General features: G+C 72.9%; 12 protein-coding genes. 8 read left to right on the top strand and 4 right to left on the bottom strand.

Going from position 1 to position 14,263, the window contains the following annotated elements:
* Positions 1 to 122 precede the first annotated feature (122 nt).
* Together OYE22_RS05425 and OYE22_RS05420 are read right to left on the bottom strand one after the other, a co-directional pair.
* Positions 123 to 1,088, bottom strand: a complete 966-nt coding sequence (locus OYE22_RS05425) for a class I SAM-dependent methyltransferase (protein ID WP_277319343.1) — start codon at positions 1,086 to 1,088, stop codon at positions 123 to 125.
* Positions 1,089 to 1,649: 561 nt separating this feature from the next.
* Positions 1,650 to 3,086: an acyltransferase gene (locus OYE22_RS05420; RefSeq protein WP_277319342.1), complete on the bottom strand. Its 1,437-nt coding sequence runs from the start codon at positions 3,084 to 3,086 to the stop codon at positions 1,650 to 1,652.
* Between the two features lie 546 nt (positions 3,087 to 3,632).
* Here OYE22_RS05420 and OYE22_RS05415 point away from each other — a divergent pair.
* The 3 genes from OYE22_RS05415 to OYE22_RS05405 all read left to right on the top strand — a co-directional run bounded on the left by OYE22_RS05415 (position 3,633) and on the right by OYE22_RS05405 (position 6,792).
* A complete protein-coding gene (locus tag OYE22_RS05415) occupies positions 3,633 to 4,940 on the top strand; it encodes an alpha/beta fold hydrolase (RefSeq protein ID WP_277319341.1) in 1,308 nt (435 codons plus the stop codon).
* A 278-nt stretch (positions 4,941 to 5,218) separates the two neighbouring features.
* Positions 5,219 to 5,863 (top strand): MBL fold metallo-hydrolase, encoded by a 645-nt coding sequence (locus OYE22_RS05410; RefSeq protein ID WP_277319340.1) that lies wholly within the window; start codon positions 5,219 to 5,221, stop codon positions 5,861 to 5,863.
* A gap of 149 nt (positions 5,864 to 6,012) precedes the next feature.
* The gene (locus OYE22_RS05405) at positions 6,013 to 6,792 is read left to right on the top strand and encodes an exodeoxyribonuclease III (protein WP_277319339.1); all 780 of its coding nucleotides are present in this window, start codon (positions 6,013 to 6,015) and stop codon (positions 6,790 to 6,792) included.
* A 60-nt stretch (positions 6,793 to 6,852) separates the two neighbouring features.
* On the opposite strand, the gene OYE22_RS05400 is transcribed toward OYE22_RS05405, so the two are convergent.
* Positions 6,853 to 8,565: an SGNH/GDSL hydrolase family protein gene (locus tag OYE22_RS05400; RefSeq protein WP_277323992.1), complete on the bottom strand. Its 1,713-nt coding sequence runs from the start codon at positions 8,563 to 8,565 to the stop codon at positions 6,853 to 6,855.
* Positions 8,566 to 9,111: 546 nt separating this feature from the next.
* On the opposite strand from OYE22_RS05400, the gene OYE22_RS05395 reads away from it, so the two are divergent.
* The 5 genes from OYE22_RS05395 (at position 9,112) to OYE22_RS05375 (ending at position 13,188) form a co-directional block, all read left to right on the top strand.
* On the top strand, positions 9,112 to 9,549 hold the full coding sequence (locus tag OYE22_RS05395; RefSeq protein WP_277319338.1) for a DUF6278 family protein: 438 nt from the start codon (positions 9,112 to 9,114) through the stop codon (positions 9,547 to 9,549).
* Between the two features lie 251 nt (positions 9,550 to 9,800).
* The gene (locus OYE22_RS05390) at positions 9,801 to 10,544 is read left to right on the top strand and encodes an amino acid ABC transporter ATP-binding protein (protein WP_277319337.1); all 744 of its coding nucleotides are present in this window, start codon (positions 9,801 to 9,803) and stop codon (positions 10,542 to 10,544) included.
* Between the two features lie 16 nt (positions 10,545 to 10,560).
* Entirely contained in the window at positions 10,561 to 11,550 is a 990-nt protein-coding gene (locus tag OYE22_RS05385; RefSeq protein WP_277319336.1) for a glutamate ABC transporter substrate-binding protein, read from the top strand.
* 13 nt (positions 11,551 to 11,563) lie between these two features.
* Positions 11,564 to 12,208 carry an amino acid ABC transporter permease gene (locus OYE22_RS05380; RefSeq protein WP_277319335.1) on the top strand — a complete coding sequence of 215 codons (645 nt, stop codon included), beginning with the start codon at positions 11,564 to 11,566 and terminating at the stop codon, positions 12,206 to 12,208.
* On the top strand, positions 12,205 to 13,188 hold the full coding sequence (locus tag OYE22_RS05375) for an amino acid ABC transporter permease (RefSeq protein WP_277319334.1): 984 nt from the start codon (positions 12,205 to 12,207) through the stop codon (positions 13,186 to 13,188). The genes OYE22_RS05380 and OYE22_RS05375 overlap by 4 nt, the downstream gene beginning before the upstream one ends.
* Positions 13,189 to 13,248: 60 nt before the next feature.
* Here the strand turns inward: OYE22_RS05375 and OYE22_RS05370 are convergent, their stop codons facing one another.
* Entirely contained in the window at positions 13,249 to 14,052 is an 804-nt protein-coding gene (locus OYE22_RS05370) for a hypothetical protein (RefSeq protein ID WP_277319333.1), read from the bottom strand.
* Positions 14,053 to 14,263 lie beyond the last annotated feature (211 nt).

Below are 14,263 nucleotides of genomic sequence, written 5' to 3'. Positions count from 1 at the left end.
AGGAAGACCCGAGGGACACGAACAACACGAACAACACCTGGAAGCGGTCCCGTGCGCCGGTGCGCACGGGACCGCTTCCAGGTGGCAGATCCCTCAGCCGAGCCGTGGCGTGCGCGGGAAGGTCAGTGTGCTCCGTCGGCCGCGAACAGGGCCTTGTGCAGCGGCGACCGGCGGAACGCCGATCCGCCGTAGAGCGACTCGGCCGTGACCGGGACGCGCCGTCCGTCGGCGTGCCGTACGGTTCCGGCGAACCGGTACTCCGGGTGGACCCCGTCGGCACTCAGCTCGCACGAGACCTCCAGCTCGATGACGTCGCCCGGGACGAGGGAGATCTGCTCGCCGGCCAGCAGCGGTACGTACACCGGCAGCCAGTTGGTCTGGGTCGCGAGCGTGTCGAGGTGCTCGCCACCGCGCCGGCCCTGCAGGTCCAGCCAGAGCAGCAGCCCGTCCACCCTGCCCGGCCGGGTCGCGGTCAGCCGCAGCTCGCCGCTCTGCCGGAACTCGCCGTCGTTGAACCGCAGATCCTCGACATCCCCGGTGGTCGAGCGGATCGCCTCGTACCCGATCCCGCCGACGCACATCCGCAGGTCGAAGAAGCTGTCGGCCGCGCGGAAGACCGACTGCACGTACGGCACCACGCTCTCCGACACGCCGGGGCCCTCGGGCATCAGGTCGGCGAGGCAGACCGTCGCGGCCAGCGTACGGACCCGGTGCGGCACCACCTGGGCGCCCGGCGACAGGAGCCGCTCCCGGGCGTCCTCGATCACCCGGGCCATGCCTTCGGAGCCGCCGATACAGCCCACCACCTCGGCGACGCACAGGTCCGCCCGCTCCGCGAGCGTCACCTCGGTCGATAACCCCGGCACGACGCTGATCCGGCCCGGCGCCCGGTCCCGGGCCAGTTTCTCCGCACGGCGGGCGCTGTCGGCCAGGCTCTCGATGGCGACGACGCGGTCCGCGCCGGCGTCCGCGGCACACAGCGACCAGAACAGATCGGGCCCGCAACCGATCTCCAGCACCCTGGCGCCAGGCGCCTGCCGGGCGATGGCTTCCCGGAACACCTCGTTCCGGGGTTCGTCGGCGAGCATGGCCTGATAGACGAACGCGTCGTATATCGGGTATTCGCCAATTGACGGAAACAGGTGGGGTCGATCCGGGTCCAGCTCAGGCCCGGTGACTCTCACCCGCGCCTCGCGATCACCGACCACCAGAGTTGCCCATTCGCTGCCCATTCGAAGCCTTTCCTTGGCCGTATTCCGCCCGGTCGCGTCGCGGGTGGAGGTCATATCCATGATGGGCTTCCGAAAATGGCCGGCCAAGGGCGTGGAATGGCTCCTGAGTAAAGCCCTAGACTTCGCGGTTTCGCTGGCGGGCGCGTGCGTCGTCGGTATCCGGTCGCTCGCCGAGGCGGGCCAGCCGCTCCGTGGGTGCGCAGCGCGCCGGCACGCCCCAATTCGGGATCGAATAAAAGGCGATAATCGGCCAGCCAAGCAGCCGTTCCACGCCAGCGCGTCCCTGCCCCAACCGGGCCAGGGACGCTCGAGTACCGACGTAGCCCTCCCGCCCCACGAGCGGGAACGGTCGCCTGGCGGCGTGTCAGCGCTACGCGTATCCGCTCGGGGTTACGGCCAGGGGGCGGCTGCGGGCAATCAGGGCCGAGTCGCCATATCGGTCGTACGCGCGGGCGGAGTGGCGTCCATGAAAGTCAGCGGGAACACCTCGTCGGAATCCGCGTAACGGTGGAACCGGTGGACCCAGGACGGCTCCTGGAGGGCGCGGACCTGGGCGCGGGGCAGTGCCATGTGGACGTCGCGGGCGCTGCCCTCGGCGGCCGGGGTCGGCGCGATGTGCACGGTCCAGGGGACCACCATGGAGGTGAAGTCGTACCAGAAGGGGGTGCCCTGCCCGAAGTCGATGTCGTAGAAGGGCAGCTTCGACCAGTTGTTGATCGCGATCGTGCTGTCGAACGAGTCCAGGGCCATCGTGGTCATGACCCGCTTGATGCGCCCCGCCTCGCGTTCGGCGCGGAGGAACGCCACTTCCTCGCGGATTCTGTGCTCCGTGTTCTCGGCGTGGGACGCGCGGACCGTCGCGGCGACCTCGCCGAGGGGGCGGGAGCGCAGTTCGGCCGCGGTCATCCCGGGCCGGGTGTTGGTGACGGCGTTGCCCCAGTAGTCGTCCGGTACGTCCCCACCGGCGAACGAACGGAAGTCGGCGATGAGGCCGAGCCTTTCCTCGCTCGTGTCGGGGCGGTCGCGCAGCGCGCCGAGGACCTTCCAGAGATGGGCGGTCAGCGCGTCGTTGGTCGACACCCACCGCTCCGTGCCGGCGAGGTCGGCCGTCGCGGTGGCCTTGATGGTGGCCAGTTCGTCCGCTGTGAAGCGGGTGGTCACCGTCGTCACGCCGCCGAGGCTGCCGCGCAGGATGCGGCCCATGAAGGCGGCCTTCCGGCCTCGCTCCATGACCGTGAGATGGGCGCCGCCCGTGCGGGCGTCACCCGTGGCCGACGCGGCGAGCGCGTCGATGACTCCACGGTCGTGACTGGGCCCGCGGTACCCGAGGCCCCGGTGCTCCCGCGCCCAGCACTCCAGGAAGCTCATGAAGCTGGACCCGTCGGCCACCGCGTGGTTCATCGTGAGGCCCAGAATGCTGCCCCCGCCTCTCATATGGGTGAGCTTCACCGTGAAAAGCGGCGTACCGCGGTCAACCACCCAGAACGGCATGGCGTGACTGAGATGGCGCTCCAGCCCCTTCTTCGCCGTGTGGCGGGGCCCGTGGTCCGGCATGGGCGCGGACGCGTGTGCCTCGACGAAGCGCACACCGGCGTCGTCGCAGAGCACGCTGAGACCGCCGTCGGAATCCCTCTTCATGCGGCCGGCAAGGATCGGGAAGTCGCGCAATGTCCTGCCGAGGGAGGCGCGGAGCGCCTCGCCGTCGAGAGTCTCCCGGTAGAAAAAGACACGGGGCGTATAGATCGTGCCTATGAGCATGTCGTAAACGCTCAGCCGTATGCGTTCACCGCTCGCCTCTCCAGCACGTACGGTGAACGTTCGCTTGGCGCGGCTCGCGGTGGGGGGTGTCGTCATATTCGCACGCTCTTTCGTCTAGGCCGAACGCGCTGTCACGTCAACGCGTCGACGCGTTGACCCTAACGTTCGATCGTGAGCGATCCCGTGGAATGGAAGCAGGTTTAGGGAACCCCCCACTTCCCTGGAATTCGATACTCCCCGGAGGGCGTGGGCGTGTTACGGGGCCTCCGGCGGACCACGCGGTGGAGCCACGCGGCAGACCACGCGGACCGCCCGCCGAGCCGACAGGACAGATCCTGTGCACCGTGTGGTGTTCGCGTCGCTGTTGGGCGGATCTTGGAAGGTTTCGAGGTGGTTCACGCCGAGTCCCGTACGTGCCACCACACTCGATGCTGCGACCCGAACCACCCCGAGGGCGGTGACCACCGTGGAGCCAGGTGCCGGCCTGCCTGGTGGTGGGGGCGAGTCCGGCGAGTGGGGGTGCCCCTGCTCGAAGAGTCCGGGGGAGCGCGCCGGGCGTCGCGCGCCGTGGGGACCCGTCAGCGGCCCTCCAGGCCCACCCCGGCGATATGACATCTCGTGACAGATGAGAGGGTCGGGCAGGTGAGTGAGACACCGAAGAACACCCTGCAATACCGGTTTGACGGGCCAGAAGAGGCCCCGGTCCTGATCCTCGGTCCCTCACTGGGTACCACATGGCACATGTGGGACCGCCAGGTCCCCGAGCTGAGCCGCCGCTGGCGAGTGCTGCGGTACGACCTGCCGGGGCACGGCGGGGCCCCCGCGCACCCGGCCTCGGCCATCGGCGACCTCGCGGACCGGCTCGTCGCCACACTCGACCAGTTGGGCATCGACCAGTTCAGCTACGCGGGCTGTGCCATCGGCGGCGCCATCGGGGCCGACCTGGCGCTCAGACATCCGCACCGCGTCGCCTCGCTCGCGCTGGTCTCCTCGTCACCGCGGTTCGGCACCGCCGACGCCTGGCGCCAGCGCGGCGTCGTCATCCGTACCAACGGGCTCGACCCCATCGCCCGTACGGCGCCCGAGCGCTGGTTCACCGCCGGCTTCGCCACCGCGCAGCCCGCCATCGTCGAGTGGTCCGTGCAGATGGTGCGCACCACCGATCCCGGCTGCTACATCGCCGCCTGCGAGGCGCTGGCCACGTTCGACATCCGCTCCCAGCTCGGCCACATCGGCGTGCCCACCCTGGTCCTCGTCGGCGCCGACGACCAGGTGGCGCCGCCCGCCGACGCCCGGGTGCTGGTCGCCGGCATCCCCGACGCGCGGCTCGCCCTGGTCCCCGGAACCGCCCACCTGGCCCCCGTCGAGCAGCCGTCCGCCGTCACCGACCTGCTCGTACGACACTTCGCCAGCATCGGCCACCCCACCCACACCACGGGCATGACCGCGATCACCGCGGCGGCGCCCAAGCCGGTGCTCGCGCCCCCGCCCGCTCCCGCCGCCGCCCCCGTGGCGCCGATCGCCGAGATAGCCCCCGCGGGGCAGCCCGCCCAGGTGCCCACGGGGGAGCCGGACCACCGGGCACGGGGCACGAAGGTGCGCCGCGAGGTGCTCGGCGACGCCTACGTGGACGCGGCCGAGGCCGTCGCGGACGAGTTCAGCGCGGACTTCCAGGACTTCGTCACCCGCTACGCCTGGGGCGAGGTGTGGACCCGCCCGGCGCTCGACCGGCACGCGCGCAGCGTCGTCACCCTCACCGCGCTCACCGCGGGCGGCCACCTCGACGACCTCGCCCTGCACACCCGGGCCGCGCTCCGCAACGGCCTGACCCCCGCCGAGATCAGGGAAGTGCTGATGCACACCGCGGTCTACTGCGGGGTGCCCGCGGCGAACGCCGCGTTCGTCGTGGCGCAGCGGGTCATCCAGGAGGAGACCCGCCCCGAGGGGTAGCGGGACAGCGAGATATCGGGGTAGCGGGGTGGCGGAGTAGTGGCCGGCGGCCGTTCCGGCGCCGTTCCGCCCGCCGGCCAGCCGCTGGCATCGGCTGGTGCGGGCGGCGCGGCCGGAGCGCGGGGCGCCGTGCCGTGGACGCGCCGGGCGCGCGCGTAACCTGGCGCGCGAACCACGACGTGCGGCGCTCGGCGGCGACACCAGGGCGGCGCGCGGGACGCGGACAGCGGCGGCACGGCGCGACACGCGCGAAGCAGCGCGAGGAGGAGCGGTAGGTCATGCGGCTCACCAAGCAGGGGCACTCCTGCGTCCGGCTGGAGAAGGACGACCGGACGCTGGTCATCGACCCCGGGGCGTTCAGTGAGCGGGACGCGGCGCTCGGCGCCGAGGCGATCCTGGTCACCCACGAACACCCGGACCACTTCGACGAGGAGCGGCTGCGGGTCGCGCTGGAGGCGAACCCCGCCGCCGAGGTGTGGACCCTGCGCAGCGTCGCGGAGCGGATCTCGGCCGCCTTCCCGGGCCGGGTGCACACCGTCGGCGAGGGCGACACCTTCCGCGCGGCCGGCTTCGACGTCGAGGTGCACGGCCAACTGCACGCCGTGATCCACCCGGACATCCCGCGCATCACCAACGTCGGGTACGTCCTGGACGGCGCGGTCTTCCACCCGGGCGACGCGCTGACCGTGCCGGGCCGGCCGGTGGAGACCCTGCTGCTGCCCGTGCAGGCGCCGTGGAACAAGGTCGGCGAGATCATCGACTACGTGCGCGCGGTGCGCCCAACCCGCGCCATCGACGTCCACGACGGGCTCCTCACCGACCTGGCCCGCCCCGTCTACGACCGGATGCTGGGCCCGGACGGGCCGGGCGTCGCCGACGCCGACCACGGCCGACTCGCCCCGGGGCAGAGCCTGGACCTGTGAGCCCGGGCCCGGACCTGAACCTGGACCTGTGAGCCGGGCCCGCGCGGCGCGGGCCGGCGCGCGGCCACCGGCGCGGGGCTCGGGGCGCGGGGCCCCGGGCGCCGCCGGCTCGCGGCCGGTTGTCAGTGCCGGGCGGTAGGTTTACGTACATGCGCATCGCGACCTGGAACGTCAACTCGATCACCGCCCGCCTCCCGCGGCTGCTGGCCTGGCTGGAGAGCACCGGCACGGATGTGCTGTGCATACAGGAGACCAAGTGCTCCGCCGAGCAGTTCCCCTACAACGAGCTGCGGGAGCTGGGGTACGAGGTGGCGGTCAACGCCACGGGCCGGTGGAACGGGGTGGCGCTGGCCTCCCGCGTCGGCATGAGCGACGTGGTCGTCGGCCTGCCCGGCGGCCCGGACTACGAGGGGGCGCAGGAGCCCCGCGCGGTCTCGGCGACCTGTGGTCCGGTGCGCGTCTGGTCGGTGTACGTGCCCAACGGGCGCGAGATCGACCACGACCACTACGCGTACAAGCTCCGCTGGTTCGAGGCGCTGGGCGCGGCGGTCACCGAGGACGCGGCCGGCCCGCGACCGTTCGCCGTGCTCGGGGACTTCAACGTGGCCCCCACCGACGAGGACGTCTGGGACACCGCGCCCTTCGAGGGCGCCACGCACGTCACCCCGGCCGAGCGCGCGGCGCTGGCCGCGCTGCGCGAGGTGGGCCTGTCCGACGTGGTGCCCCGGCCGCTGAAGTACGACCGCCCGTACACGTACTGGGACTACCGCCAGCTCAGCTTCCCGAAGAACAAGGGCATGCGGATCGACCTGGTCTACGGCAACGCGCCGTTCGCGAAGGCGGTCACCGACGCGTACGTGGACCGTGAGGAGCGCAAGGGCAAGGGCGCCTCCGACCACGCCCCCGTAGTGGTGGACCTGGACGTCTGAGCCGGGCGGTGGCGTCGGAGACCGGGCGAAGCCGCGCGCGGGGGCGCTGACCGGGCCCCATCAGGGGCTCAGTAGCCGCAGGTCGACGGAGTCGCCGAGGGCGCGCAGGCCCGCGTCGCCCGGGTGCAGGTGGTCGCCGCTGTCGTAGGCGGGCAGCAGGCGCTCCGGTCGGTCCGGGTCGCGCAGTACGGCGTCGAAGTCCAACACGGCGTCGAAGGTCCCGTCGTGCTCGCGGACGAAGGCGTTGACGGCGGCTCGCCGCGCGTCCACCTCGGGCGTGCAACCGGGGAAGCCCGCGCAGGGGGCGATGGTCGCGGCGAGCACGCGCAGCCCCCGGCCGTGAGCCCGGTCGGCGATCGCGCGCAGCCCGGCGATCACCGCGTCGGCGGGCGTGCCCGAGCGCACGTCGTTGACGCCCTCGAAGACGATCACGGTGCGGACGCCGGTCTGCGCGAGCACGTCGCGCTCCAGGCGGTGCTGGGCGCTGACCCCGCCCACGTCGCGGCTCACGCCGTCGCCGGGGTAGCGGTCGGTGACGACGCGGTTGGCCGCGATGCCCTGGTTCAGCACGCCGTAGCGCGGGCCGTGTGGCCGGTTCAGCAGGCGGCGGGCCAGCACGTCGGGCCAGCGCCGGTTGGTGCCCGGCGTGGACCGCTCCCCGTCGGTGATCGAGTCGCCGAGCGCCACCACCGCGCCCGGCCCGCCCGCGACGTCCACGCCGGTCAGATAGGGCCAGGTGGTGAGCGTGCCGGTGAACGCGCGGCCGTCCCGGTCGCCCGTGTGGTCGCCGCTGCCGGCAGGGCTGAGGTAGGAGCGTTGAGCGGCGTGCGCGTGCACCGGCGCGGCGTCGACGGGGCCCGGCAGGTGCAGGCTCACCAGCAGGTCGGCGCCGCTCGGCACGGTCAGCCCGACCGGGTCGCTGACCGTCTGCGCGCCGGCCGGTATCCGCGTCCCGGGCCGGCCGTCGAACGTCAGCGGCACCGGGTCGGCCGCCGCCGCGCCGTCCGCGCCGCGCACCGCGACGCTGGCACGTGCGATGTCCGCCGGGGTCGCGGCGAAGGTGTTCGCCAGCCTGATCCTGGCCCGCGCCCCGCCGACGCTGGTGCGCACGACCAGGCGCAGCGTCTGGTCCCGCCACCCCCCGTCCGCCCCGCCGCCCCCGGCGACCGGCGGCAGGCCGGAGGTGCTCGCGGCCCACGTGCCGCTCCAGCCGGTCGCCGCCGGGCGCACCGCCAGGGCGAACACGTGCAGGTCGGCGTCCGGTCCCGGATCGGCGGGCAGCGTGAGGGAGGCGACGGCCTCGCCGCGCGCGAGCGGCACGCTCACCGCGTACAACAGGGCCCGCTCCCGCCGTTGTCCCGTCGGCGTGTTGTGGTGCGGCAGGGCGACGGCCTTGGTGGCGAGCGGGCCGCCGCGCCAGTCGGGCGCGGTGAGCGTGTACGTGCTCCGCGAGCCGTCCCGGTAGTGGACCGTTCCGGTGCCGCCGGCGCCGGGGCCGACGCGGCCCGGGCTGCTGCCGGTGACCAGGAAGGTGAGCGCGTCACCGGCGCCGGACAGCGCGACGCGCTGGCCGTCGGCCCGCACGTTGTCGGGGCGGCCCGGTGCCGAGCGCGGCCACTCCAGCCGGGTCGCGTCGAGGGTCAGGGCGCGCCCGGGTGCCCAGCCGGCCGCCGCCAGGTCCCGAGCCGACAGGGAGTTCCCCGCGCCGTCCAGGTCGGCGGCGGCGGGGTCGGCGTCGTCGCTGGTGCCCACGTTGTCGAAGAGTCGCTCCAGGGGGACCGGCCGGCCCGCCCGGCCCGCGCCTCGGGCGGCCTCGCCAACGGCGAGGTCGGCGGGCCCCGCGCGGCCGGCCGGCACGGCGGTGGGGCCAGCGGGGCCGGCCTGGCCGGCGCTCGGCAGGGCGGAGTGGGCGGCGGTGGGGGAGTGGGCGAACCGTGGGGCGGTGGGTCGCGGGGCGGCCTCGCGGGCGGGGGCGGGCGCGGCGGTCAGGGACAGGGCCAGCGCGATGCCACCCGCGAGGGCCGCGGCCGGTGGGGTGCCGCGCCGCAGGCCGCCGGCCGGGCCGCGCGCCGCTCCGGGCGGGAGGTGGCCACGACGGGGTCTGGTGCCGAACACGCGCGTCCCCTCTCGTCATCGCCGGCGGGCCGACGGTGGTCGTGCCGGCGGTCGCGCTGGCGGGGCGACCGTACGAGCCACGCCCGCCCCGTGGAAACCAGGAACTCCGGGCGGCCCGGGGGCCGGCGCGTCAGGGCGGCCAAGCGTCATCCACTGCCGCGCGCCTGTGGTGCGCACCCCCCGGTCGGTGCGACGCTGAACGGTATGAACATCTCCTTCCTGGGCCCCTGGCGCAAGCGGCACGGCGCGACGGGCCAAGCGGAACCGCCGCCCACCGGGTCGGCGCGGGAAGGGCTGGCCGAACTGCTCTCGGAGTGTGAACTGCTGCGGGCCCGCGCCGAGTCGGAGAACGTCGAGTTGGACGACACCCCGGCCTCCCTCGAAGCCCTCGACCAGTTGCAGCCCCGCTGGCGGGACGACCCCGAGGAGTCGCCGTGGCTGGGCAACGACGCCGGCCTGTATCTGGGCACGGTGATCGTACGGACCGTGCCGGGCGCCCAGTGGCGGCTGGACCCGGACGGCACCCCGCTGGTGGTGCTGGACAACGGCCGGGAGATCGACGTGGCGGCGGTCGGACTGGCCTGGGCGGAGGACGGCGCCCCCGAGCTGTCGCAGCTCTACGCCGAGGTGGACGAGGGCTGAGACGCACGGCCCGGTCCGCCGCCCGGACAGACGGAGAGACAGACGGGCGAGCGGTCACGAACTCGCCGACCAGGGGCGCGGCCCGTCCTCCGGGCGTGGCCACCGCCGACCCCCGTCGTCGGTGACGCCCGCCCGCCGTAGCCGTCAAATGGCATCAATTGCCCACACCATGCGTGTCATCCGCCATGTCCCTTATGGGGATGTATAGGTTGCGTTGACTGCGACACGCCTGAAAGTGGGTAGGGCTGCATATGGCCGTCGATCCCCTGATCGAACTGCGCGACGTCAACAAGTACTACGGGAAGCTGCACGTACTGCGGGACATCGACCTCACCGTGGGCCGCGGGGAGGTCGTGGTCGTGATCGGCCCCTCCGGTTCCGGCAAGTCGACGCTGTGCCGGACGATCAACCGCCTGGAGAGCATCGAGTCCGGCACGATCACGCTGAGCGGTACGCCGCTGCCGGCCGAGGGCAGGGCACTCGCCCAGCTCCGGGCCGAGGTCGGCATGGTCTTCCAGTCGTTCAACCTCTTCGCGCACAAGACCGTGCTGGCCAACGTGTCGCTGGCGCAGATCAAGGTCAGGAAGCGGAAGAAGGAGCAGGCCGACAGGCGCTCGCGGGAACTGCTGGAGCGGGTGGGGCTGGCCGCGCACGCCGACAAGTACCCGGCCCAGCTCTCCGGCGGACAGCAGCAGCGCGTCGCCATCGCCAGGGCGCTGGCGATGGACCCCAAGGTGATGCTCTTCGACGAGCCGACCTCCGCCCTCGACCCGGAGATGATCAACGAGGTCCTTGAGGTGATGCGGCAGCTCGCCCAGGAGGGCATGACGATGGTGGTCGTCACCCACGAGATGGGCTTCGCGCGATCGGCCGCGAACCGGGTGGTGTTCATGGCCGACGGCGCGATCGTGGAGGACCGCCCGCCCGAGGAGTTCTTCAGCGCGCCGCGCAGCGAGCGTGCCAAGGACTTCCTCTCCAAGATCCTCAAGCACTGAGCGGGTGGGCACCGACATGCGCGAGCTTCCCCCGAACCAGCCCCCGCCCGCGAACCAGTCCCCACGCGCGACCCGACGCCCGACCTCGCGCCCTCCCCGGCGTCGGCGCGCGCTCGCCGTCGCCGTGCTCGCGGCCCTGGCCCTGGCCACGGCCGGCTGCGGCAAGGAGGGCAGCCCGCCGGCCAAGGGGCCGCGCCCGGAGGCGCTGCCGCACTACCGCGTGGCCGAGGGCTTCGACCTCCCGAAGTCCCCGACCTGGCGCAAGGCCAAGCGCCGCGGGCGCCTGGTGGTCGGCGCCAAGGAGGACCAGCCGTACGTGGGCGAGAAGGACCCGGCGACCGGCCGCTACAGCGGGTTCGACATCGAGATCGCCAAGATGATGGCCGCCTCGCTCGGCTTCGACCCGCGACGCGTCACCTTCCGCACCGTCGCCTCCGCCAACCGCGAGACGGCCCTGCAGAACGGCCAGATCGACTACTACGTCGGCACCTACACCATCAACGACCTGCGCAAGCGCCAGGTCGGCTTCGCCGGCCCGTACTACGAAGCCGGGCAGTCGCTGCTGGTGCGCCACGACGAGGACGACATCCACGGGCCGGACGACCTGGCGGGCAAGAAGGTGTGCTCGGCGGCCGGCTCGACGCCGCTCCAGCGCATCGAGGCCGACTACCCCAAGGCCGACCCGGTCTCCTACGACGCGTACTCGATCTGCGTCGACAACCTCCTCACCTACCAGGTGGACGCGGTGACCACCGACGACACGATCCTGATGGGCTACGCCGCCAAGGTGCCCGACGAACTCAAGCTGGCGGGGCGGCCGTTCTCCAAGGAGCCGTACGGCATCGGCGTACCCCGGAGCGACAACGCGCTGCGCCTCGCGCTCGACGACGCCATCGAGGCGCACCAGAAGAACGGCGACTGGAAGAAGGCGTACGACGCGACGCTGGGCCTGTCCGGCGTGCCCGCCCCGAAGCCGCCCGCCGTCGACCGCTACGCGGCGGGTTGAGGAAGGCAGCGCCATGGACGTGTTGACCGAGAACTTCTCGCTCTACGGCAAGGGCCTGCTCGGCACGGTCGAGCTGACCGGCTACGCCTCGCTGCTCGCCCTGGGCCTGGGCATCGTGATGGCCGCCTTCCGAGTCGCGCCGGTCGGCTCGCTGCGGGTCTTCGGCACCGTGTGGGTGACGGTGCTCCGCAACACCCCGCTCACCCTGCTGTTCTTCGCCGTACTGCTCGGCCTGCCGCGCTTCGGCCTGGTGCTGCCGTTCACCACCTTCGCCGTGCTCGCGCTCGGCTGCTACACCTCGGCCTTCATCTGCGAGGCGGTGCGCTCGGGCATCAACACCGTGCCGGTCGGCCAGGGCGAGGCGGCGCGCAGCCTGGGCCTGACCTTCGACCAGACGCTGGGCTCGGTGGTGATGCCGCAGGCGTTCCGCTCGGTGATCCCGCCGATCGGCTCCACGCTGATCGCGCTGGCCAAGAACTCGGCCATCGCCGGCTCGTTCAGCGTCACCGAACTGCTCGGCACCTACAAGACCCTGAACGAACTCGGCTACAGCATCGTCTGGTCCTTCGTCTGGATCGCCGTCGGCTACCTGATCGTGACCCTGACCATCAGCGCGATCTTCAACGTGCTGGAAGCGCGCTGGGGAGTGCCGCGATGACCCACACCGCCCTCTACGACATCCCCGGCCCACGGACCCGCCGCCGACACCGGCTGTACGGGGTCGTCTCCACCCTGGTGATCCTGGCGCTGCTGGCCTGGTTCGGCTACCTCCTCTGGGACACCGGCCAGTTCGAGGCCCAGAAGTGGCGCCCGTTCCAGTACGAGGGCATCCAGGAACTGCTCCTGCGCGGGCTCGGCAACACCCTCAAGGCGTTCGCGTACGCCGCCGTCCTCGCGCTCGCGCTCGGCGCGCTGCTCGCCGCCGGGCGACTGTCCGACCACCGCCCGGTGCGCTGGCTGGCCACGCTGCTCGTGGAGTTCTTCCGGGCCATGCCCGTGCTGGTGATGATCTTCTTCGTCTTCGTGGCGCTCAAGGTGCAGCCGCTGCCCGCGCTGGTCACCGGGCTGACGCTGTACAACGGCTCGGTGCTCGCCGAGGTCTTCCGCACCGGCGTGAACTCGGTGGACCGGGGCCAGCGCGAGGCCGCGTACTCGCTGGGCATGCGCAAGACGCACGTCATGAGCCACGTCCTGGTGCCGCAGGGCGTGCGGGCCATGCTGCCGGCGATCATCAGTCAGCTCGTGGTGGCGCTCAAGGACACCTCGCTCGGCTTCCTCATCACCTACGAGGAGTTCCTGCACGCGGGCAAGCTCATCGCCGGCAACCTCGACTACGACCTGCCGTTCATCCCGGTGGTGTTGATCATCTCGCCGATCTACATCGGTATGTGCATGCTGCTGTCCTGGTTCGCCAACTGGGTCGCCAAGCGACAGCGCCGCAACCCGAAGGTCGGCGCCGCGGAGGTCGCCGACGCGAAGCCCGGCACGCTGCTGCCGGGCGTGGGCGGCGGCCCGGCCCCGGGCGGCCCCGGCGGCCCCCGGCCCGACGGCTCCCGATCCGGTGACCTCCGACCCGGCGATCCCCGGCCCGGCGACCCACGGCCCGGAGGCGGCAGCCCGGGCGACGGCCGGCCCTGAGCGCCGGGGGCGGGGAGACGGGGGCCGGGGGAGGCGGGTGGCCGGGGCGGCCGGTGACGCCTACTCGGTGCCCTTGGCCGCGCGGTGTCCCCTCACCTCGCCGGGCGCCAGCGCCGCCTTCGTCACGTCGGCCACCAGCTCCACCACGTCGGGCCCGTACGCCTGCGAGTTGACCACCTTGAGCAGCACGCAGAACGAGCCGTCCCGCCCGCGCCCGCGCGCGAGCCGGACGCGGTTGCGTACGAGGTGCCGCACGGCGGCCCGGTGCGTCACCGGGCGTTGGCCGGCCGCGAGGAAGACCGGCCGGTCGCCGTCGCCCGCCGTGAGCCGGGCGAGCAGCACGTACTCCACCGCCCCCGGCTCCATCCGGTAGGCCGTGCCGCCGATGACGAACGTCCCCCGGTCCACGCCGTTCTCGTCGCCGGCGCGCACCGTGACGCCGGGGAGCAGGTTGGCCAGGTGGGCGGCCAGCCGGTGGTGCGCGACCGGGTCGCCCACGCAGAACTCGGTGCGCGCGCCGAACCCCTGGAGTCCGGTGTCGTGCGGCGCGATCTCCGCGTGCGCCCCGCAGCTCTCCAGCACGGACGACAGGCCGAGCAGCGCGAGCGCGTCGTGCCGGGGGATGCTCCACTGGCTGGCGGCCGTGGTGTCCCGATGGGTGACGAGTACGCACTCCGCCCCCTCCGGCAGCCCGTAGAAGGCGCGCTCGCGACCGAGCCGGCGCCGACCGACCGCCGTGTGCGCCAGCCAACCCAGCGTCAGGCCCACGACCAGGGCGGCGCCCGAGGCGATGAGGCCCGCCTCCGCGCCACCGGGGTCGAGGGCCAGGCCGACGGACTGCCATGCCAGCGGGGTGTCAGTCATGGCCGCGCATCGTAGCCGCCGTTCGGGTGCTTGTTCGAGCCCTGCGGTGGGTGCGGACGAACGGAGCGGGGTGGCTTGTGCCGATGGGGTGCCTGTGCCCGGACCGCGTCCGGCGGGCGGTTCGCGTCCGGTGGCGGGCCAGCACTGATGAGGCGTCAGATAGCCGTCTGAGGGCCGCGCTACGCCGGTTCGTGGGTGCTCAAACGCCCTC

The organism is Streptomyces sp. 71268, from assembly GCF_029392895.1.
Taxonomy (GTDB): Bacteria; Actinomycetota; Actinomycetes; order Streptomycetales; family Streptomycetaceae; genus Streptomyces.
Note: the sequence above shows the minus strand (reverse complement) of the source record. Positions and strands in the feature narration are given on the sequence as shown.